Source organism: Zafaria sp. Z1313, from assembly GCF_050563205.1.
Taxonomy (GTDB): domain Bacteria; phylum Actinomycetota; class Actinomycetes; order Actinomycetales; family Micrococcaceae; genus JAZDCJ01.
Genome location: NZ_JBNWUK010000014.1, coordinates 48942 through 68782, shown reverse-complemented (window position 1 = coordinate 68782; position 19841 = coordinate 48942). Strand labels below are relative to the sequence as shown.

The 19841-nt window shown below is 70.9% G+C and carries 14 protein-coding genes; 10 read left to right on the top strand and 4 right to left on the bottom strand.

Annotated elements, in window-relative coordinates:
* Positions 1 to 112: 112 nt before the first annotated feature.
* Positions 113 to 2908, top strand: a complete 2796-nt coding sequence (locus tag ACQ3I4_RS12615; RefSeq protein ID WP_430633647.1) for a LuxR C-terminal-related transcriptional regulator — start codon at positions 113 to 115, stop codon at positions 2906 to 2908.
* Between the two features lie 253 nt (positions 2909 to 3161).
* Here ACQ3I4_RS12615 and ACQ3I4_RS12610 read toward each other — a convergent pair whose 3' ends face one another.
* Positions 3162 to 4547 (bottom strand): glycosyltransferase, encoded by a 1386-nt coding sequence (locus ACQ3I4_RS12610; protein WP_430633646.1) that lies wholly within the window; start codon positions 4545 to 4547, stop codon positions 3162 to 3164.
* A gap of 324 nt (positions 4548 to 4871) precedes the next feature.
* Between ACQ3I4_RS12610 and ACQ3I4_RS12605 the strand changes: the two genes are divergently transcribed.
* The 5 genes from ACQ3I4_RS12605 (at position 4872) to rpsI (ending at position 10571) form a co-directional block, all read left to right on the top strand.
* Positions 4872 to 6263: a nucleotide sugar dehydrogenase gene (locus ACQ3I4_RS12605; RefSeq protein ID WP_329860525.1), complete on the top strand. Its 1392-nt coding sequence runs from the start codon at positions 4872 to 4874 to the stop codon at positions 6261 to 6263.
* 52 nt (positions 6264 to 6315) lie between these two features.
* Positions 6316 to 7341: an NAD-dependent epimerase/dehydratase family protein gene (locus ACQ3I4_RS12600; protein WP_430633645.1), complete on the top strand. Its 1026-nt coding sequence runs from the start codon at positions 6316 to 6318 to the stop codon at positions 7339 to 7341.
* Between the two features lie 298 nt (positions 7342 to 7639).
* Positions 7640 to 9205 carry a polysaccharide deacetylase family protein gene (locus tag ACQ3I4_RS12595; RefSeq protein WP_430633644.1) on the top strand — a complete coding sequence of 522 codons (1566 nt, stop codon included), beginning with the start codon at positions 7640 to 7642 and terminating at the stop codon, positions 9203 to 9205.
* A 380-nt stretch (positions 9206 to 9585) separates the two neighbouring features.
* Entirely contained in the window at positions 9586 to 10029 is a 444-nt protein-coding gene (gene rplM, locus ACQ3I4_RS12590; RefSeq protein WP_329860521.1) for a 50S ribosomal protein L13, read from the top strand.
* 41 nt (positions 10030 to 10070) lie between these two features.
* Positions 10071 to 10571 carry a 30S ribosomal protein S9 gene (gene rpsI / locus ACQ3I4_RS12585; RefSeq protein WP_329860519.1) on the top strand — a complete coding sequence of 167 codons (501 nt, stop codon included), beginning with the start codon at positions 10071 to 10073 and terminating at the stop codon, positions 10569 to 10571.
* Between the two features lie 168 nt (positions 10572 to 10739).
* Here rpsI and ACQ3I4_RS12580 read toward each other — a convergent pair whose 3' ends face one another.
* A complete protein-coding gene (locus ACQ3I4_RS12580) occupies positions 10740 to 11585 on the bottom strand; it encodes an endonuclease domain-containing protein (protein WP_329860518.1) in 846 nt (281 codons plus the stop codon).
* A 364-nt stretch (positions 11586 to 11949) separates the two neighbouring features.
* Here ACQ3I4_RS12580 and ACQ3I4_RS12575 point away from each other — a divergent pair, with 364 nt between their 5' ends.
* The 4 genes from ACQ3I4_RS12575 to ACQ3I4_RS12560 all read left to right on the top strand — a co-directional run bounded on the left by ACQ3I4_RS12575 (position 11950) and on the right by ACQ3I4_RS12560 (position 18261).
* Positions 11950 to 14508, top strand: a complete 2559-nt coding sequence (locus ACQ3I4_RS12575; RefSeq protein WP_430633643.1) for a LuxR C-terminal-related transcriptional regulator — start codon at positions 11950 to 11952, stop codon at positions 14506 to 14508.
* Positions 14509 to 15173: 665 nt separating this feature from the next.
* Positions 15174 to 16520, top strand: a complete 1347-nt coding sequence (glmM, locus tag ACQ3I4_RS12570; protein ID WP_430633642.1) for a phosphoglucosamine mutase — start codon at positions 15174 to 15176, stop codon at positions 16518 to 16520.
* A 98-nt stretch (positions 16521 to 16618) separates the two neighbouring features.
* Complete coding sequence (locus tag ACQ3I4_RS12565) at positions 16619 to 17596, top strand: hypothetical protein (RefSeq protein ID WP_329860515.1); 978 nt, start codon at positions 16619 to 16621, stop codon at positions 17594 to 17596.
* Positions 17581 to 18261 carry a sensor histidine kinase gene (locus ACQ3I4_RS12560; RefSeq protein WP_430633657.1) on the top strand — a complete coding sequence of 227 codons (681 nt, stop codon included), beginning with the start codon at positions 17581 to 17583 and terminating at the stop codon, positions 18259 to 18261. Before ACQ3I4_RS12565 ends, ACQ3I4_RS12560 begins: the two co-directional genes overlap by 16 nt.
* Before the next feature lie 100 nt (positions 18262 to 18361).
* Here ACQ3I4_RS12560 and mscL read toward each other — a convergent pair whose 3' ends face one another.
* Together mscL and coaA are read right to left on the bottom strand one after the other, a co-directional pair.
* Positions 18362 to 18745: a large conductance mechanosensitive channel protein MscL gene (mscL, locus tag ACQ3I4_RS12555; protein WP_329860514.1), complete on the bottom strand. Its 384-nt coding sequence runs from the start codon at positions 18743 to 18745 to the stop codon at positions 18362 to 18364.
* 122 nt (positions 18746 to 18867) lie between these two features.
* A complete protein-coding gene (gene coaA / locus ACQ3I4_RS12550; protein ID WP_430633656.1) occupies positions 18868 to 19836 on the bottom strand; it encodes a type I pantothenate kinase in 969 nt (322 codons plus the stop codon).
* Positions 19837 to 19841: the final 5 nt, after the last annotated feature.

The window sequence follows — 19841 nt, the reverse complement described above, 5'->3', positions numbered from 1 at the left end:
GGAGTTCCATGCGTCCCGGTTTCTTGAACCATATTCATTTAGGCAGCCTTCACGGCTGCCTCGACCGGCAAGTCGCTGTGCCGGGTGGCTGCACTACGCCAGTGGAGGACGCGTGCTAGTCCCGGTCTCCAGCACTCCGCAGTCCTTGGCGCCCGACCACCGGCAGCCGTCGCAACTCGTGGGCCGCGCCGAGCTGCTCCAGGAACTGAAGTCGCTGACGGCCGCGCCAACGGGTTCCGTCCTGCTGCTCACGGGCGCCCCGGGCATCGGCAAGACGGCCGTGATGGACAAGCTGCAGTCGGACCTGGACCCGGCCCCCGCCGTCGTCCTCGTCAATGGTAGCGAGACCGGGAGGTCCTTCTCGGGCGTCCACGCGCTCCTCGCCGCGTTCGAGATCACGGGCGTCGAGGGGACCGACGAGGTCGGATCCGCCCTGGCCACGGGCGAGGCGGGCGACGACCCGTTCCAGATCGCCCGGCTCGTCGGCACGATCTGCAAGCCCGAGACGGCCATCCGCCGGGTCGTCCTGATCGACGACGTCGACGCGATGGACCGCCCGAGCCTCGAGGTCCTCGGGCACCTCTCCACGCGCGCCCACGCCGCGGGGATCACGTTGATCTGCGCGGCCACCGAGGTCGAAGCAGGCGGCCCCCTCTCGGGGTGGCCGGCCCGTGAGCTGCGTCCTCTCGACTTCGACGAGGCACTCACCCTGGCCGGGGACCTCGCCGGGCCCGGCGCCCAGGCCGCGGTGCTGCGCACCGTCGTCGGACATGCCGAGGGGGTGCCGCGGGCCGTGCGGGAGACGCTCGAGCTGCTCCCAGCCCGCCAGCTCAACGGCTGGGACCCGATGCGCCTGCCGCTGCGTATGGGCACGGCCTCGACGAGGGCCGCGGCCCAGGGGCTGGATCGCCTGGATGAGCGCGCCCGGCGGTTCGTGGAGCTGCTCGCGACCGCGCAACTGACGCCCATGGAGGCGCTCATGCGCACCGACCCGGCCGCCGTCGACCTGGTCTCCGACCTCATCGACGACGGCTGGATCGAGGTCAACGGGAGCTACCTCGAACTGAAACCGGCCATCAGGTCCTACGTGTACTGGGAACAGGGCTCGCAGAAGCGCCGCGAGGCGCACGAGGCGCTGGCTGCCGCGTGCGAGGGCTTCGACGACCGCCTCACGCTGTGGCACGGCACGCTCGCCGGGGCGCGCCAGGCCACGGCCGTGGAGCTGCTCGGCGCGGCCGAGTCCTTCATCCGCGAAGGCTGGCCCGTCCCCGGGCTAGAGCTCATCGAACTGGCTTTGCGGCGCCGACTCGCCAACCCCGAGGCGACCGCCGCGCTGATCAACGTGTGCCACGCGCTCGTACTGACGGGGCGGCTGTCGTGGGTGCGGCGCTACGTGCACGTGGTCTCGCGCTCGCCGGGAAACGAGCAGCACCCGATCGCGCTCGAGACCCTGCGCATGGAGTACGGTTTCCTGCTCAACCTCACGGCGCCGCAGCGTGGGCTGCAGTCCACGCTGCGGGTGGCCGAGGACGGATCGGCGAGCCCGACGGAGGCCGCCGAGTGCGCCCATGCCTGGGTCCTCGCCTCGCTCTTCCACGCCGTGCGCTGGGAGGCGAGCGAGGCGCTGGCAGCCGCGGCCGGGGCGCGGGGCTACCTCGACGTGGCCGAGCCGTCCTCGCGGTACCTGCAGGACGGGAACGCGTGCCTCGTCGAGGCGCTCCAGGGCCGTGCGGGCGCGGCGGAGCGGGCCTACGAGTCGATCATGAACGCCGACCCGGGTGACGTCCCGCCGCAGACGCTGGTCATGGTGGCGGTGGCGCTGACCCACGCCGGCCACTACGGCGAGTGCCGGGCCGTGCTCTCGCGCTTCGTCGAGACGCCCAACCATGCCGAGACGCTGTGGATGGACATCTCGCGGTTCGTCCGTGTCGAGAACGAGCTGCGGGCCGGGAACATCTCGGGCGCGTTCAGCGCGATCGAGCTGATCGGGACGATGACCGACAGCGAGGTCCTGCGCCCCTACCGCTGGCTGTACATGACCTGGTACTGGTTCGCCAAGGACCGGCCCGACCTCGCGGAGGCCTACGCAGTGAAGCTGCGCACCGTCGCCTCGCCCGAGTCGCATGCGTGGCTTGTGGCCCGGCTGTCCTCGATCGAGGGCGGCTTCGCGGCCCTGACCGGCGACTACGAGCTAGCCGTGCGCAAGCTCTTACGCGCCGCCTCGCTGACGGAGTTCATCGAGAACCCCGAGCTGATGCGGCTCGAGCCGCGCCTCATCGAGCTCCTCGTGCTCACGGGCCAGGAGGCCGAGGCGGCCGTGCGCTGCCGGGACTTCCAGCAGCGGGTGGCGCGGTTCCCGTCCAAGTGGTCGCGGATGGCGCTGGCCCGCTCCCGGGCTGCCTTGATGCGCGGCCAGGATTCGCTCGACGTCTACGCGCAGGCCGTCCGCACGGGGTCCCAGCGGCAGAACCAGTACGAGCTGGCCCCCCTCATGGCCGCCTACGCGCGCCGCCTGCACGAGTACGGCCAGGTGGACCAGGCGCACGAGACCCTGCGCACGGCCAAGACGCTCTACCGCGAGGTCGGGGCGACGACGTGGGCCGAGCACCTCACGCTCGACGGGGCCGCGGGCGGGGATCCGATCCAGCATCCGCTCATGGCCCAGCTGAGCGCGGACGAGCGCGCCGTCGTCGAACGTGTCATCCAGGGCCGGCGGAACAAGGAGATCGCGGCCGAGCTGTTCGTCTCCCTGCGGACCGTGGAGGTGCGGCTGACCAAGGTCTACCGCAAGCTCGGGGCCCGCACGCGCGCCCACCTGACCGCCATGCTGAGCAACGGCCACGCGAACGGGACCGCGAACGGCAACGGCCACGCCGGGTACAGCGCGAGCGAGAACGCGCAGGTCTAGCGGCCCGGCGCGGCCGACGACAACGCAGAGGGAGCCCGGGCCGATGACCCGGGCTCCCTCTGCGGTCCGCCGCACCATTGCGGCGGTCCTGTTCCCTCGCCCTTGAGGGGTTCTGCGCCACGGTGCCCCCAAGCCGCCGTGCCGAGGTTGCCCACGTCCCGGCCTCCGGACCTCGCCCAGCGCGGCGTGTCGGGCGGACACGCCGCGGCCCGGTGCCGGGAAGTGGGAAGTCTTCACTTCCCGGCGCCGCCTATCAGCCGGCGCCCAGGGCGGCCGGCCGCCGCCCGTCCGCGACGGCGTCGTCTTCGGCGTTCGCGTCGTCGAGCGCGGCGGGACGGCGGGAGGGGCTGGCCCAGGCACCGTTGGTCTTGGAATGCGGCCCGAAGGCGCGGGCGAAGGCCTTGAGGCATAGGAAGGCGTCGAGCACGCGCACGAGCGGGAAGACGATCCCGAGCAGCAAGTAATGCGGCCGGCGGGTGATGACGGCGGCGATGACGGTGAGCAGGTAGTCGGGCAGCAGTACGCCGAACACCACGACCGTCACCGGCAGCACGCCGGTCAGCCACAGCCAGGACTGGTCCTGCACCACGACGGCCTCGGAGACCAGGAGCGCGGTGGTGCTCATGATCAGCACGGGCAGCATGAGCAGCATGACGATGCTGCTCAACACGAGCTCGACGGCGTAGAAGCCGACGACGGGCCAGAACAGCCCGCGGTGCAGCACGCCGTGGCGGCGCAGGGTCTGCCAGAAGCCGAGCGCCCAGCGCTGGACCTGCTTGGCGTAATCGACGAGGTTGTCGGGGTCCTGCGTGTAGGCGATGGCGGCGTGCGGGTGGAACGCGATCCGGCCGAGCTTCTTGGCGTGGACCTCGAACGTCATGTTGAAGTCCTCGATCGCCAGTCCCTTCGCGGCGATGTCGATATGCCGCAGCACGCGGGTGCGGTAGAGACTCGCGAACCCGGGCACGATCATCACGACGTTGACGTGCCGGGCGGCCTGGCCGTACTTGTGCAGGTACTGCACGGCGATGTAGAGCCGCTCGCGGTAGCCCACGAGGACCCTCCCGAGCCAGGTCGAGGGCGCGGGGTCCGCGAGCGTGGAGGCGCGCCCCGCGACGGCGACGACGTCCTCGTCGGCCAGCATCGGCAGGGCGGTCTCGAGGTAGTCGGCAGCGAGCTGGGTGTCGGCGTCGAGCAGCATGACGGCCTTGTAGCGCTCCTCGAGCCGGAAGTGGCCGATCGCCGCGACGAGGGCGCCGGCCTTGCCCCGGTTGGGGAACAGCTCGACGACGTTGGCGCCCATCGAGCGCACGATCTCCGCGGTGCGGTCGCTCGAGCCGTCGGAGGCCACGTAGATCTGGTGCGGCTTCACGAGGCGCGCGGCGGAGCGGATCGTCTCGGCGATTACGAGCTCCTCGTTGTGCGCGGCGACGAGGACCGCCACGTCGGAGGGCAGGGGAGGGGACGACGCCGGGGCCCCGCCGTCGTGCCCGGATTCCGTCCGGTGTCCCACGGCTCCGGAGCGGCGCCGCAAGCGGCGCGGCGTGCCGGCGAGGTAGCGGATGAGGCCGGCGGTGGTCCACACGGCGGTGCTGAGTCCCAGGATCACGAGGATCGCCAGGGCGTAGATGGGTTCCATCGGTGCCATTCCCTCCAAGGTGCGGTGGTCCGGGGCGTGCGAGAGCCGTCCGGGCTCCTTCAGCGTAGGTGCGGCGGTCCCGGCCCCGCGAGGGTCCCGTGTGCGGTTCACCACACCGTTTTGCGGGGCCGCGGTGGGCACCCACACGATCCGCGGCCGGGGCTTGGGGCGCGGTGGCGGGGCGGCGCAGAGTGGAAGGGCCGGCGGAGCCCCTGGGAGGCTCCGGCGCGGGATCTGCCTGTCGAGTAAGGGGAACGGACAGGCCCGCCGGGCCCTTGGGGCCAGCATCCGGTCGGATCCAACTTGGGAAGTAGGAACATCGACATGACCACCATTGCCTCCACCACGTCTGCTCAGGGAACCCTTGCGGCGGCAACTACCAGCGCTCCCGGCGCCGCGCTCCGCCCGGAGCGGCCGACGGGGCTCGAGGAAGCAGTACGCATCGAGGCGGGCCAGCGGCGGTTCGACTTCGATGTCGCGATCGTCGGCCTCGGATACGTGGGCCTGCCCACGGCCCTGGCCTTCCACGCCGCCGGCGCCCGCGTCCTCGGCGTCGACGTCAGCGCCCGCCGGCTCGAGGAGATCTTCAGTTACCGCGCGGACCTCGTCGAATCGGACCGGGCCCGCCTCGACGAGGCCCTCGAGGACGAGCACTTCCTGCTCACGCAGGACACCTCGGTGATCCAGGCCGCGGCCGCGGTGATCGTCTGCGTCCCGACGCCGATCGACGCCCACCAGGTGCCGGACCTGAAGATCCTGCGCGGCGCCTGCGCCATGGTCGTGGACACCGCCGTCGCGGGGCAGCTGCTCATGCTGACCTCCACGACCTATGCCGGGTGCACACGGGACCTGCTCGTCGAGCCGCTCGCGGCGCGCGGCCTCGAGGCCGGAACCGACGTCTTCGTCGCCTTCAGCCCCGAGCGCATCGACCCCGGCAACACGCGCTTCGCGCAGGAGGACGTGCCGCGCGTCATCGGCGGGGCGACGCGCGCCTGCGCGGCCAAGGCCCACGCGTTGATCTCGCGCTACGCCCACAGGACCCACACCGTCGCCTCGATGGAGGCCGCGGAGATGACCAAGCTCCTGGAGAACACCTTCCGGGCCGTGAACATCGCCATGATCAATGAGTTCGCCGAGGCCTGCCGGGACCTGGACGTCTCCGTCACGGAGGTCATCGACGCCGCGGCGACCAAGCCCTACGGCTTCATGGCGTTCTACCCGGGGCCGGGCGTCGGAGGGCACTGCATCCCGTGCGATCCGCACTACCTGCTGTGGCAGCTGCGCAAGCGCCACCGCGGGGCGCCGGTCATCGAGCAGGCCATGACGGCGATCTCGCAGCGCCCGGGCCGCACGGCGGACCGCGTGCGGGAGGTCCTCTCCGGCGCCGGCGCCGGCATCCGGGACGCCCGCGTCCTGGTCCTCGGCGTCTCCTACAAGCCGGACGTCGCCGACCTGCGCGAGTCGCCGGCCCTGGAGATCATCACCGAGCTGCGGGCCATGGGCGCCGACGTCGGCTACCACGACCCGCACTTCGCGGCGATCGACTTCGGCGGTGAGCGCCTCGCCCACGTCGAGGACCCGGCCGGCTTCGGCGCGGACCTGGTGCTGCTGCACACGCGCCACTCCGCCGTGGACCTGGACTGGATCGACCCCCGCGCGATCGTCCTGGACGCGACCTACCGCGCCACGGACGTGCCCGGCAGCATCGCCCTCTGACCACCACATCTCGAAGCCGTAAAAGTAACAGCAGCCACAAGGGAGCCACACCATGAAGACCACCATCACCGGCGGCGCCGGATTCATCGGCAGCCACCTCACCGACTACCTCCTGGCCGAGGGCGACGAGGTCACCGTCCTCGACGACCTCTCCACGGGCAGCCTCGACAACCTCGCCGAGGCCCTGGACAGCGAGTCCTTCAGCTTCATCGAGGGCTCCGTCCTGGACCAGGAGGCCGTGCGCCGCGCGGTCGCCGGCGCCGACCGGGTGTTCCACCTCGCCGCGGCGGTCGGCGTGCAGCTGATCGTCGAGCAGCCGTTGCAGAGCCTGCGCACCAACATCCACGGCACGGAGAACGTGTTGAACGCAGCGCTCGCGGAGGACGCCGTGCTCGTGCTCGCCTCCACGAGTGAGGTCTACGGCAAGAACGCCTCGGACTCCCTGGACGAGGAGGCGGACCGGATCCTCGGTTCGGCGCTGAAGTCCCGCTGGACGTACGCGGGCGCCAAGGGCATCGACGAGGCGTTCGCGCACGCCTACTGGTCGGAGCTGGGCCTGAAGGTCGCGATCGTGCGCCTGTTCAACACCGTCGGCCCCCGCCAGACCGGCCGCTACGGCATGGTCGTGCCGAACCTCGTGGGCCAGGCGCTCGCCGGTGCCCCGCTGACGGTGTTCGGAGACGGACTGCAGAGCCGCTGCTTCTCCTACGTGGGCGACGTCGTCCCGGCCCTCGTGCGGCTGTCCGGGCAGGAGTCGGCGTTCGGCCAGGCGTTCAACCTGGGCGGCGCGCAGGAGGTCAGCATCCTGGAGCTGGCCGAGCGCATCGTCGAGCGCACGGGGAGCGACAGCTCCATCACGCTCGTGCCCTACGAGCAGGCGTACGCGCCGGGCTACGAGGACATGCGCCGCCGCGTGCCGAACAACTCCAAGGCGAACGGCCTGATCGGGTTCGTCCCGGGGACCAATGTTGATCGGATCATCGACCTCGTGGCCGAGGACCTGCGCCAGCGGGGTTCGCTCGAGGCGCGGCTCATGGGCAAGCCGGGCGCCTTGGCGCCCCTCGCGGCCGCGGGATAGGCCGCCACCGGGCGGTCCCGGGCTTGGGCCCGGGACGCGCCCCCACAGTCGCGGCCGCCCCCGGGTGGCCGCTGAGGGGCGGCCGGCGTAACCCCCCAAACGCCGGCCGCCCTGCTTTTAACCCGCTGCACGCGCCGCACGCGACGTGCACGGCACCGGCCGGGGGAGCCGCGGAGGAGTCCGCGGCGGCCGAACGGACGGAGGGGACCCGTCCGCGAGCACTACGGGAGGCGGCGTCGCGCCGCAGCCTTCAAGGAAGCGTGGGGGATTCCGCGCAGGACCGTAAGGAAGTGAAGTCATGACAGAACCGACATCCAGACGGAGGGGCGTTTGGAGGGTTCCGCTGCTGATCCTGACCGTGCTGCTGGTCGCCGTGATGGCGGTCCCGGTCGCGGTCACCCTGTTCCCGGCGCTCGCCGGGGATTCGGGGGAGCCGGCGGCCGCGGGCCCGAGCCCGTCGACGCGGCTGGCCGGCGGGCAGAAGCGTGCGACGACGGAGCCGGACCCGGTGGGCCTGGCCCGGCAGGTGCCGCTGACGTCGGCGGGGCTGCCGGTCGACGGCAGCACAGTGGTGAGCCTGACGTTCGACGACGGCACCAAGGACCAGCTGATCGCCGCGGAGGTGATGGAGCGCCACGGGCTCCAGGGGACGTTCTTCGTGAACTCCGGGTCGACGGGCTTCGACGGCTACCTCGACCTCGAGGACCTGAACCGGCTGTACGCGGCGGGGCACGAGCTCGGCGGCCACGGCTACCAGCACGTGGAGCTGGACAAGGTCCCGGTGGACGAGGCCGCCCGGCAGATCTGCCTGGACCGGGCGATGCTCATGGGCTGGGGCTTCAGGACCACGAGCTTCGCGTATCCGAACGCGGCGAGCACCCAGGGCGTGCGGGACGCTGCGGAGGAGTGCGGCTACAACACGGCCCGCGGTCTCGGCGGCACGGCCACGGACTTCTCCTGCGGGGCGTGCCCGACGGCCGAGAAGCTGGTTCCGGACGAGCCGTTCCTGACCAAGGCGCCGCAGATGGTGAACGAGGACTGGACGCTCGAGGACCTCAAGGCGCCGGTGCTCGGCGCGGAGGCGAACGGCGGAGGCTGGGTGCAGATGACGTTCCACACGGTCTGCGAGGGCAGCTGTGGCGGGATCTCGGTCGATCCGCAGGTCTTCGAGGAGTACATGGCGTGGCTCAAGGAGCGCGAGGCACGCGGCACGATCGTGCGCACGGTGGACGAGGTGGTCGGCGGCGAGGAGAAGGCGGCCGTGGACGGCCCGGACCCGTCGGTCCCGGACACGGGCAGCGCCGGGGTCGTGAACCCGGGATTGGAGATGCTGGACAACGAGGCGTATCCGGTGTGCTGGGAGGCGGCCGGCTACGGCAAGAACACGGCGTCGTTCACGCGGGTCAGCCCGGGGCTGCGCGGGGACACCGCGTACCGGGTGACGGTGGCGGACCACGTCGACGGCGACGCGAAGCTGCTGCTGCGCATGGACCTCGGCGAGTGCAGCCCCATCGTGGAGCCGGGGCACAGCTACACGCTCCGCACGCACTACCAGGGCACGGGGGACCCGCAGTTCGTGGTCTACCTGCGCACGGTGGACGGGCGGTGGGACTACTGGCAGGCGAGCCCGTTCTTCCGGGCCTCGGACAAGGTGCGGGAAGCGGTGTGGACCACGCCCGTGATCCCGGAGGGTCACACGGCGATCAGCTTCGGCCTGGCGCTTGTGGAGGAGGGCTCGATCGTCACGGACGACTACGCGCTCACGTCCAACGGCGAGCTCTCGGCGAACGGCAACGGCTGGCTGCGCCCGCCGGCGTTCCTGCGGGACGCGCTCGGAACGCTGACCGGCTCGACGGGCTCGTGACGCCGGCCCGGTAGCCCCGCGTACGACGCCGGTGCCCGCCTGCGCAGCGCAGGCGGGCACCGGCGTTGTACCCGTCGTCGTCCCCGGCGCGGGATGCGCGAGGCGACTTGTGCTTTTGGCCGCGGGGCGTTAATGCCGTAAAGTTGTTGGCTGCAGTGCGTGTCCTTTTGCCCGACATCACTCGCCTCGCGTGACGGCCCAGTTGCAGGGCCCTGGTCTGCGGGGCGTGCGGGCAGCCTTGGGCGGCCGGTTGGAATCAGTCCTCACCTGATGAACTGGTAGAGCGCAACTCAAGAACACAGTGCTTGGCTGGTAGTGGATCTCACCGCTGCTGCCGGACGGGCGCTTGACCAGTATCTAAGGAAACGAAGGCAATTACTGTGCGTACGTACACTCCGAAGCCCGGCGACGCAGACCGCCAGTGGCACGTCATTGACGCCACTGACGTCGTTCTGGGCCGCCTCGCCAGCCAGACCGCAACTCTGCTGCGTGGCAAGCACAAGGCGACCTTCGCCCCCCACATGGACATGGGCGATTTCGTCATCATCATCAACGCCGAGAAGGTCGCCCTGACGGGTGCCAAGCTCGAGCAGAAGCGCGCCTACCGCCACTCCGGCTTCCCGGGCGGCCTCAAGTCCGTGAGCTACGCCGAGCTTCTCGAGAAGAACCCGGTTCAGGCCGTGGAGAAGGCCGTCAAGGGCATGCTCCCGAAGAACTCCCTGGCTGCCCAGCAGCTGTCCAAGCTCAAGGTCTACCGCGGTGCCGAGCACCCGCACGCTGCCCAGCAGCCGAAGGCCTTCGACATCACCCAGGTCGCGCAGTAGCGCTGGGCCCCGAAACAAGAGACAAGTTTTCAAGGAGAATCGTGGCTCAGAACACTGAAGAGCTGAATGAATTCGAGGGTCAGGCCCCCACGGCCTACACCTCTGAGTCTTCCTCGGTCGAGGAGACCGTCGTCAAGGAGCGCCCGGCGCTGACCGTTGCCGGTGGAGCCGTTGGCCGCCGCAAGCAGGCCATCGCCCGCGTCCGCGTCGTCCCGGGCTCCGGCCAGTGGACCATCAACGGCCGCTCGCTCGAGGACTACTTCCCGAACAAGCTGCACCAGCAGGAAGTCAACGAGCCGTTCAAGCTCCTCGAGCTTGATGGCGCGTACGACGTCATCGCCCGCATCCACGGCGGCGGCGACTCCGGCCAGGCCGGCGCGCTGCGCCTGGGCGTTGCCCGCTCGCTGAACGAGATCGACCGCGAGAACAACCGCCCGGCCCTGAAGAAGGCCGGCTTCCTGACCCGTGACGCCCGCGTCATCGAGCGCAAGAAGGCCGGTCTCAAGAAGGCCCGCAAGGCCTCGCAGTACTCCAAGCGCTAAACCCGCTTGCGCCGACCTGGTCGTCGGCTGGAAGGGCCCCGTGGCGAACGCCGCGGGGCCCTTCCGCGTCCCCACCTGCGTCGCCCTGCCGCCTGGCCCGTGCAGACCTTCCCAGTTCTCGCCTTGCCCGCTCGGCGTGTCGGCCGGACGCGCCGGGTGCCGGCCGGTTCAGGCGGCGAGAAATGGGAAGTCTTCATCGTCGCGCAGGACGCCCAGTGTGGTGAGGACCGTCTTGATGTCCGCGATGACGGCCTCGGGTTGGAACTGGGCGAACTCGGGCAGGTAGCGCAACGTGGCGTAGCCCAGCGCCGCGGCCCGGTTGTTCCGCTCGTCGTCCCGGCGCTTCGCATCGCGGGTTGAGTGGTAGGCGAACCCGTCGATCTCCAGGATCAGTACGCCGCAGATCAGGAAGTCGACCCGACCGAGCGTGGGGATCCTGGCTTGGGCCTCAAAGGGGACGCCGTGGTCACGCAGTGCCAGCCGCATGGCCAGCTCCGGATAGGACTCGGCGGTGGCGTCGGCCTCCTCGAGCCGGCGGCGCAGCGTCCCGAGCTTGCTCGTCTGGAGGTGGCCCAGCAGTATCTGCCGGTCCAGCCCTTTCCGCAAGGCCGATTCGGCGATTCCCACGGCCTGCACGCGTGGCAGACAGCCCAAGGCGTGGAGTACCACGTCCTGCATCGACGCCAGAGGAAGGCCGGCAGGGGGCTTGTCGGTGAACCGGCGGTGGACCGTCACGCCCGTGGCCCTGCTGTGGTTGCACGCCAAGTGGGGCCGGTCGGGGGTGTCGTTGGGCCACAGCCCGTAGTCCTTCGCCGCCGAGATGCAGGTCAGGACCCCGTTGTTCCTCAGGGCCGTCAGGACATCGGCGCGGTAGCCGGGGACCGCCACCAATCCGCGCGCGGGACGCAGCAGCCCCTCCCTCGCCCGGATGACCAGGTGGCGCGGGTACTCGTCCAGGAGCCTCCCGACCTTGACGACGCCCCCGCGTTGACGGATGAACTCTTCGATCTCCATGCATCCATCCAGCCGCCGAAGCCGATCCCGCGCGACGGCCGGCCGGAGTTCTGTGGACAGCAACGTTCCCGGAACCGTCAGCCCCGGGCTGTGAGGGGGCAGCAGCGTCGGGGGCGCTGCAGAAGTTCCCACTTCTCCGAGAGTGGGGTCGGCGAGTCGCGCGGACTCGCCGTGTTCGGGCCGGTCCGGGCGCCGAGAAGCGGGAGATCTTCCCGTCGACTCACTCGGGCGCCGAGTCAGCGAGGCGAAGCCGGTGGCGGAACGGCCGTCTCCTGTGACGAGGCACGGCCAGGATGCCTTAGCATGGCCTTTCAAGGGGGCACCGCATCGCAACGGCGGCAAGGACATTCTCAAGGGGACGTGTTTGAGTTTTTCGCAGGACGGCACGGCGGCCTCGGCGCCGCCGACGTGGGACCGCTTCGCCACCCGGCCCCGGGTCCTCGACGGCTCGACGCGCCTGCTCCTGGTCCTGGCGCCGAAGGGCTCGGGCCGGATGCGCTTCGCCCGGCACTGGCTGCGCACCCTCGGCGGCGGGATCCTCGAGTACTCGCCGCCGGCGAACCGCCACCACGCCGAGCTCGTCGCCTCGATCCACTCGCGCCTGCAGAACGACGCCCGGCTGCGCATCGCGCTCGTCGCGCTCCCGGACCAGGACTGGTCGGAGCTGCAGGACCGGATCGACTGTGAGACGGTCGAGCTCGCGGAGCTGCTCCTGGACCGCGCCGAGGTCGGCACGTGGCTCGCCGCCCGCCGCGGCGGCCTCGAGGACGCCTCGCTGCCGACCGCGGACGCGCTCTACGACCTGGCCGGCGGCTGGCGCAACGCCCTCGAGGCCCTGGACAACAGGGCGCTCATCGCCCTGAGCTCCCGCACGGGTGCGCCCCTGCCGGACGCGGCGACCCTGGATCTGCCCGGGCATGGCATCAACGCCGACGGCCCCGGCGCGGCCGCGGCCTCGACGACCGCCGCGGCCTCGACCGCCGCCGCCTCGACGTCCACCCGCCGGAGCGCCGCCCGCCGCCCGCCCGTCGCCGCGACGGCCCTGCCCACGGACCCCGTGGAGGCCGTCGCCACGGGCCTGCGCACGTGGCTGCGCGCCGCGGACCCGGACCGCCGCCTGGCCCGGATGGCGTTCCTTCCGGTCCTGGACGACAGCGTCTGGCGGATGCTCGCGGACGGCGGCCAGGCGCCGCCGTCGTGCCGTGAACTGCAGGCCGCGGGGCTCGCGGTGACTGGCTTGGACGGCAACGTCCGCACCCCCAAGGTGATCCGTCAGGCCGTGGTCCGATCGCTGCGCACCGCGCACGACGCCGGGCAGGACCACGCGTGGGTGCGGATGGTCCTGGACGCGGGGATCGCCGCGGGCCACGGCCGGGAGGTCCTGGACGCGGTGGAGGAGCACCACTGGTGGAAGCCGCTCCTGGACGTGCTCGCGGCGGGCCGCTGGGCGGAGCTGCTGGCCCAGAACCCGGTGCGCCTGCGCCGGGCGATGGAGCGGGCCCCGCGGGCGCTGCTGCGCGAGTCGAGCCTGGCCGCGGTCGGCGTTGAGCTGCTCGCGGCGCTCATGGGGGGCGTGGACCTCGTGGCCGGCGGGCACGGCACGGGGGAGGGGTACCGGGAGGACGCGGCGGCGGCCCGGCTGACGGAGCTCGCGGAGGGCCTCGCGCACCAGGCGGACGGCCTCGCGCTGACGGTGGGTCTCGTGGAGGTCTACACGCTGCGCCACCGCGGGCACGTGAAGGAGGCCGCGGACCGGGCGGCGGCGCTGCGCCCCGTGATCCGCGCGGCGGACGACTCCGCGGCGGCCTCCCGCCTGCTCTGCGGCATGGTGGAGGGCGAGTGCGCCCTGCAGCTGCTGCTCGCGGGCCGGGACCGCGAGGCGTTCGAGGCGTTCCGCTCCTGCCTGTCCTACGGCCTGCGCGGCAATGCCCCGCAGGTCACCTCGGCCGCGGCGGCGCACCTGGCGCTCATCACCGCGATGGATGGGGACTCGGAGCAGACCCGGCAGTGGCTGCGTCTCTACGGGCTGCAGGCGGCGCTGCTGCCGTGGGGCGAGCCGGTCATGGGCCGGGCGGCCCGCCTCGCGCGCGCCCAGCTCGCGTTCGAGGCCCTGGATATCGAGGAGCTCGGGCGCATTCTCGCCGAGCTGCCGCCGCTGCCGGACCACCACACGCTGTGGCCGGCGCACGCGAGCCTCGCGGCGCGCCACCAGGTGCTCACGGGCTCGCCGATGGGAGGCTACGGGCTCATCTCCTCGCTGCAGCAGGCGCGCAAGTCGGCGGCGAACCCGCTCGCGGTGCGGCTGTTGGAGGCGGCGAAGTGGTTCGCGGCGCTCTCGGCGGGCCGCTTCGATCCGCCGAGGCTGCGCCCGGAGGAGCTGGGCGCGGAGGGCCCGCTGCTGGACATCTGGCTCAAGGCGGCCACGGGCGACCTGGAGGCGGCCACGGCGCGAGCGCGGGCGCTCGCGTGGCAGGAAGGGGCGAGCGCGCGTTCGCGCTTCGGGGCGCGGGTCATGCAGATCGCGCTCGAGGGGCACCGGGAGCTGCCGCCGGAGGTCCTGCGGGAGCTCGCGGGCAACCACCGCTCCGGCGGGGCGCTGATCGACCTGCTGGGCCTGTGGCAGACGCCGGCGCACCGCGGGGCGGTCGGGGACGCGCTGGGGCTGGCGCCGGAGGAGCGGGCGCGGCTGGACGCCATCTGGTACACGCGCTGGCGGGGACAGTCGCCGCGGCCGCAGCTGACCACGCGGGAGCTCGCGGTGCTCGCGGGGATCGCGCGGGGGCTGGGCCGGGCGGAGCTCGCGGCGCAGGAGCACGTCTCGGTGAACACGGTGAAGGCGCAGGCGGCGTCACTCTACCGCAAGCTCGGAGTGTCCTCGCGGGAGGAGGCCGTGCAGGCCGCCCGGGAGTGGGGCTTCCTCTAGCCGGTACGACGCCGGACGCGCGCCTCCTGGCCCCGGCTTCCGCGGGCGCGGGGCCGGCTCGGGAGGGTTCCGCGCGGGCGGCGCTGGCCGGAGGCGCGCGGGTCTGGCCCGGACGCGCCGAAGGGCCGGTAGTGCCCCCAAGTGCGTACCGACCCTTCGGCGGTGATCCCCTGGCCCGGCGCCCTGGCTCCCTGTAGCAGGCGCCGGAAGATGCCAAGGGATCGGTTCAGGCTATCGGCGCGTACACGGTCACGGGTCTCCGCGTGGAGAGGAACGGGCGGATTTCACCCCGAAAATCACCCTTCCCCATGGTTCAAGACGCTGGGGCTCTCCCACGCGTCCAGCCCGGTGCCGGTGGTCTCTTTGGTATGCGGCCCGGGTGCCACCGTCGGGTCCGTGAAACGAGACGGAACGGTTCTTGTGCGTTCCCGTCGCCGGCGATCCGGAAGCGCCCTGCGGCATGGGGAAGCACGCCTCGGTCGATTACCTGCTCGGCCCGGTGACGTAGCACCCAAGGGCCGGAAAGCGTCCGGTCCATCACGGGGGACGAGCCGCGTGGACCCGTGACGTACACTCGATGTGGTTATACACGTGTAGATTGCTGCCGCTGTGCCGGATCCGGGGGGACCACTTTGGCTGGCGGCCAGCTCGATGTCTGGAGTCCTATGGCACGGTTGTTCGGTACCGATGGTGTACGAGGGAAGGCGAATGTCCTCATTACGCCTCAATTGGCGATGGGCCTCGCTCAGGCCGCGGCCGTCGTCCTCGGTTTCAACCAGGTGCCGGCCGGTAAGCGTCCAGTCGCCGTCGTCGCCAAGGACCCGCGCATCAGTGGCGACTTCATCTCGGCCGCCATCGAAGCCGGGCTCGCCGCAGCTGGGGTCGATGTCTTCGACGCGGGGACACTGCCGACGCCTGCGGCCGCTTACCTCGTCGCAGATTTGGACGCCGACTTCGGCGTCATGATCTCGGCCTCCCACAACGCCGCGCCCGACAACGGCATCAAGTTCCTCGCACGCGGCGGCCAGAAGCTCGACGACGCGCTCGAGGATGCCATCGAGGCCCAGCTCGAGCTCGAGCCGCTGCGTCCGCTCGGCGCGGATGTCGGCCGCGTGCGCCGCTTCGCCGATGCCGAGGACCGCTACGTCGTCCACCTCCTCGGCACGCTGCCCAACCGCCTCGAGGGCCTCAAGGTCGTCCTCGACTGCGCCCACGGAGCCGCGAGCGGCTGCTCACCCGAGGTCTTCGCCGCCGCAGGTGCCGACGTCGTCGTCATCGGCGCCGACCCGGACGGCATCAACATCAACGACGGCTACGGGTCCACCCACCTGGAGAAGCTGCAGGCCGCCGTCGTCGAACACGGCGCGGCGCTCGGCATCGCGCACGACGGCGACGCCGACCGCTGCCTCGCCGTCGACCACGAGGGCTCCATCGTCGACGGGGACCAGATCATGGCCATCATGGCCACGACCCTCAAGGACCAGGGCAAGCTCAAGGACGACACCCTCGTGGCCACCGTCATGAGCAACCTCGGCCTCAAGCTGGCCATGGAGGCCTCCGGAATCGCCATCCGCGAGACGGCCGTGGGCGACCGCTACGTCCTCGAGGCCATGCGCGCCGAGGGCTACAGCCTCGGCGGCGAGCAGTCCGGCCACGTGATCTTCTCCGACTACGCCACCACCGGCGACGGCGTCCTCACGGGCCTGCAGCTGGCCGCCCGCGTCGCGGCCACCGGAAAGAGCCTCAAGGAGCTGGCGTCCATGATGACGGTTCTGCCCCAGGTCCTCATCAACGTCCGCGACGTCGACAAGTCGGCCGTCTCCAGCAACGGCGCCGTCGCCGATGCCGTCCGCTCCGCGGCCGACGAGCTCGGCAGTACCGGCCGCGTCCTCCTCCGCCCCTCCGGCACCGAGCCCGTCGTGCGCGTCATGGTCGAGGCCGCTGACCACGGCACCGCGGAATCGGTGGCCCGGAGCCTGGCGGAGACGGTGCAGACCGCGCTCGCCCTCTGACGGACCGTGACGGCAGAGAACCAGGGGACCGCGCCCAGCACGTGGACGCAGTTCCGGCAGATGGGCCGCGTCATGGGCTGAGGGACGACGTCCCGACCATGACCCCGCGCGCGGCCGTCATGCTGAACCAGCTGCCGACCGTCGTCGCCGTCGCGATGGTCCTGTTCTTCACGTTCACGACGCACCCCGAACGGCCGGACGACGGCGACGCCTGGCTCTGGGTGGGCACGGGCATCATCGTGTGCGCCACGGCCGCGGCGTTCACCGTCCGCTGGGAGACCCAGCGGTTCATCCGGCAGCTGCTGATCCCGGCGGCGAACCTCGTTGGCCTGTGCGTCATCGCCATCGCGGGGCACTACGCCCTCGCCGGCCTCTCGGTCCTGCTCGCGCTGCCCTACTTCTGGTTCGCCTGGGCCCGGGTCGTCCCGACGCTGACCCGGATCGGCGCCGTCGTCATCCCCTCCGTCATCCTGCACCTCCAGCAGCGCTCCGCGGATGACGGCACCAAGGGCCTGGACCACTACTTCCGCCCGGCGCTCATCCCCATCCTGATCCTCGCCTTCACGATCGCCATCCAGGTCGTCTCCTCCACGGTGGCCGCCGAGAATCGGAAGTTCAACGAGGCGCTCGCGAAGTCCGAGGAGCGCCGCGCGCTGCTCAACGGCATCCTCAACGCCGCGAACGTCGGCGTCGTCGTGACGGACGCCGGCGGCCACGATGTGCTGCGCAACCGGCAGCAGGACGCCATCCACGAGCTCGTGACGCCGGAGGACCACCCGGACCCCACCGAGGCAGAGCTCCTGCTGTTCGGGGAGGACCGCGTCACGCCGATCCCGCCCGAGCAGCGGCCCGTGCGCCGCGCGGTCACGGGGGAGGAGTTCGACGGGCAGTTGATCTGGGCGGGCCCGTCCGGCCTCCAGCGGGCCTACTCGGTCTCGGCCCGCACCCAGCGCGCCGCCGACGGCGCAGCCGCGGCGCCGTCACGGTCTTCCACGACGTCACGGACCTCGTCGAGGCCCTCGCCGCGCGGGACGACTTCCTCTCCAACGTCAACCACGACCTGCGCACGCCGCTGACCTCGATCATCGGCTACGTCGAGATGGCCCGCGAGGAGGCGAAGGAAGCGCCGGGTCTCGCGACGTACCTTGCGGTCATCCAACGCAATTCGAAGCGGCTTCTGGGTCTGGTGAACGACCTCCTGGACGCCGCTTCGGGAAGGCTCGAAATCCGCCGGGAGCGCGTCGACCTGTCGCAGGTTCTCCAGCGCGCCCTCGAATCGCAGCAGCCGCGGGCAGCGGCGGCCGGCCTGACCGTGGACGGGTCCATCGACGAGGGTCTCGTCGTCGAGGGCGACGAGCTCCGCCTGGGCCAGGTGGTGGACAACCTCTTGTCCAACGCCATCAAGTACACGCCTTCCGGAGGCACCGTGTCCCTCAACGCGTACCGGATCCACGACCAGGTTGTCTTCACCGTGGGGGATACGGGCATCGGCATGAGCCCGGACGAGCTGGACCGGCTCTTTGTTCGCTTCTACCGCACCTCGAGTGTGCGCAAGACGGCCATCGGGGGTGCGGGCCTCGGGCTGGCGATCGCGAAGGAGCTCGTCGAGGCGCACGGCGGCAGCATCGAGGCCCGGAGCTGGCCCGCGCAGGGAACGGATATGACCGTCACGCTGCCGGTGGCGAGGAATTTGACCCGCGCGGCGCACAGCTGTCGGGGGTTCGCGGAACGCGGGTCGTAGCTGCAGCGCGCGGGTCTTCAGCAATGGTGGTGCGACACCCGGTCCAGATGACAGAACTGGCGGGACCCCTTACGGGACCCCGCCAGCAGATGGATGTTCGTTAGGCGCGGTTCGTCTTCAGCGAATCGCGGATCTCCGTGAGGAGCGCGATCTGCGGGTCGACGGCCTCTTCCTCTTCCGTGATGCCCAGGCGGGCGTTGCGGCGCTCGATCATCTTGTTCATCGGCATGACGACGACGAAGTAGATGGCCGCGGCGACCAGCAGGAAGTTGACGAGGGCGGTCAGGAAGACGCCCAGCTTGACGGCCCCGAAGACGAGGAACTCGTCGAAGTTGGGGGTTCCCACCAGCATGGAGATCAGCGGCATCAGGACGCTGTCGACCAGTGCGGTGACGACGGCGCCGAAGGCGCCGCCCATGACAACGGCGACGGCAAGGTCTACGACGTTGCCCTTCATGATGAATTCTTTGAATCCCTGGATCATAAGAGCCAGAGTACAACCCCGCATACGCATCGTGGGGGATATGTGGGCACTCTTTTTGTGAACTTTATCCACCAGTAGGTGGCGTCACGATCCGGCCGGGGGATCCTCGCGCCGAGACGTGGCTAGATCTTGCGCAGCAGCATGCGGCGGATGGAATGGTCCGCGTCCTTGGTCAGCACCAGTTGGGCACGTCCCCGGGTCGGCAGGACGTTCTTGCGGAGGTTCGGTTCGTTGATGCGCTTCCAGATTCCCAATGCGGTCGCCCGGGCCTCGTCGTCGCTCAGGCTCGCGTAGCGGTGGAAGTAGGACTGGGGGTCCGCAAAGGCGCCGTGGCGCAGCTTCATAAAGCGGCGGACGTACCATTCCTCGATATCACTCGTGCGGGCGTCCACGTAGACCGAGAAGTCGAAGAAGTCGCTCAGTGTCAGACCCGAGGTGCCGTCGGAGCGGACACGGGCCGGGGCCAGGACGTTCAGCCCCTCGACGATCAGGACGTCCGGCCGGGTGACCACGACCTCCTTGTCCGGGACGATGTCGTAGCTCAAATGCGAGTACCAGGGGGCGCGCACCTCCTCGGCGCCGGACTTCACCTCGGCGACGAAGCGGAGGAGGCGTCGGCGGTCGTAGGACTCGGGGAATCCCTTGCGTTGCATGAGGCCCCGCCGCTCGAGGACCGCATTGGGGTAGAGGAAGCCATCCGTGGTGATGAGCTGGACGTTCGGAGTGTCCGGCCAACGGCGCAGCATCTCCTGGAGGACGCGGGCCGTCGTCGACTTGCCCACGGCAACCGAGCCGGCGACGCCGATGACGAACGGCGTGCGCTGCGTCGACTCCCCGAGGAAGGTGTTGGTGGCCTGGTGCAACCGGCCGGCGCCCTGGACGTAGAGGTTCAGGAGCCGGGAGAGGGGGAGGTAGACGTCGCGGATCTCGTCGAGGTCCAGCTGCTCGCCGAGGCCCTGCAGCCGAACGAGGTCCTCCTCGTTGAGCGGCTGTTCGATCTCGTGGGCCAGCCGTGCCCACGTAGGGCGCTCCAGCTCGACGAAGGGCGAGACGCCGTTGTCATGGCCTCGGGGTTCAGTCACCCAAGGAATTGTGC

Bases quoted from the DNA above. Each gene is read 5' to 3' on its own strand.
- ACQ3I4_RS12600 (WP_430633645.1), top strand. From the start codon at position 6,316: ATGAAGACCACCATCACCGGCGGCGCCGGATTCATCGGCAGCCACCTC.
- glmM (WP_430633642.1), top strand. From the start codon at position 15,174: ATGGCACGGTTGTTCGGTACCGATGGTGTACGAGGGAAGGCGAATGTC.
- ACQ3I4_RS12580 (WP_329860518.1), bottom strand. From the start codon at position 11,585: ATGGAGATCGAAGAGTTCATCCGTCAACGCGGGGGCGTCGTCAAGGTC.
- mscL (WP_329860514.1), bottom strand. From the start codon at position 18,745: ATGATCCAGGGATTCAAAGAATTCATCATGAAGGGCAACGTCGTAGAC.
- ACQ3I4_RS12610 (WP_430633646.1), bottom strand. From the start codon at position 4,547: ATGGAACCCATCTACGCCCTGGCGATCCTCGTGATCCTGGGACTCAGC.
- ACQ3I4_RS12605 (WP_329860525.1), top strand. From the start codon at position 4,872: ATGACCACCATTGCCTCCACCACGTCTGCTCAGGGAACCCTTGCGGCG.
- ACQ3I4_RS12565 (WP_329860515.1), top strand. From the start codon at position 16,619: ATGACCCCGCGCGCGGCCGTCATGCTGAACCAGCTGCCGACCGTCGTC.
- ACQ3I4_RS12595 (WP_430633644.1), top strand. From the start codon at position 7,640: ATGACAGAACCGACATCCAGACGGAGGGGCGTTTGGAGGGTTCCGCTG.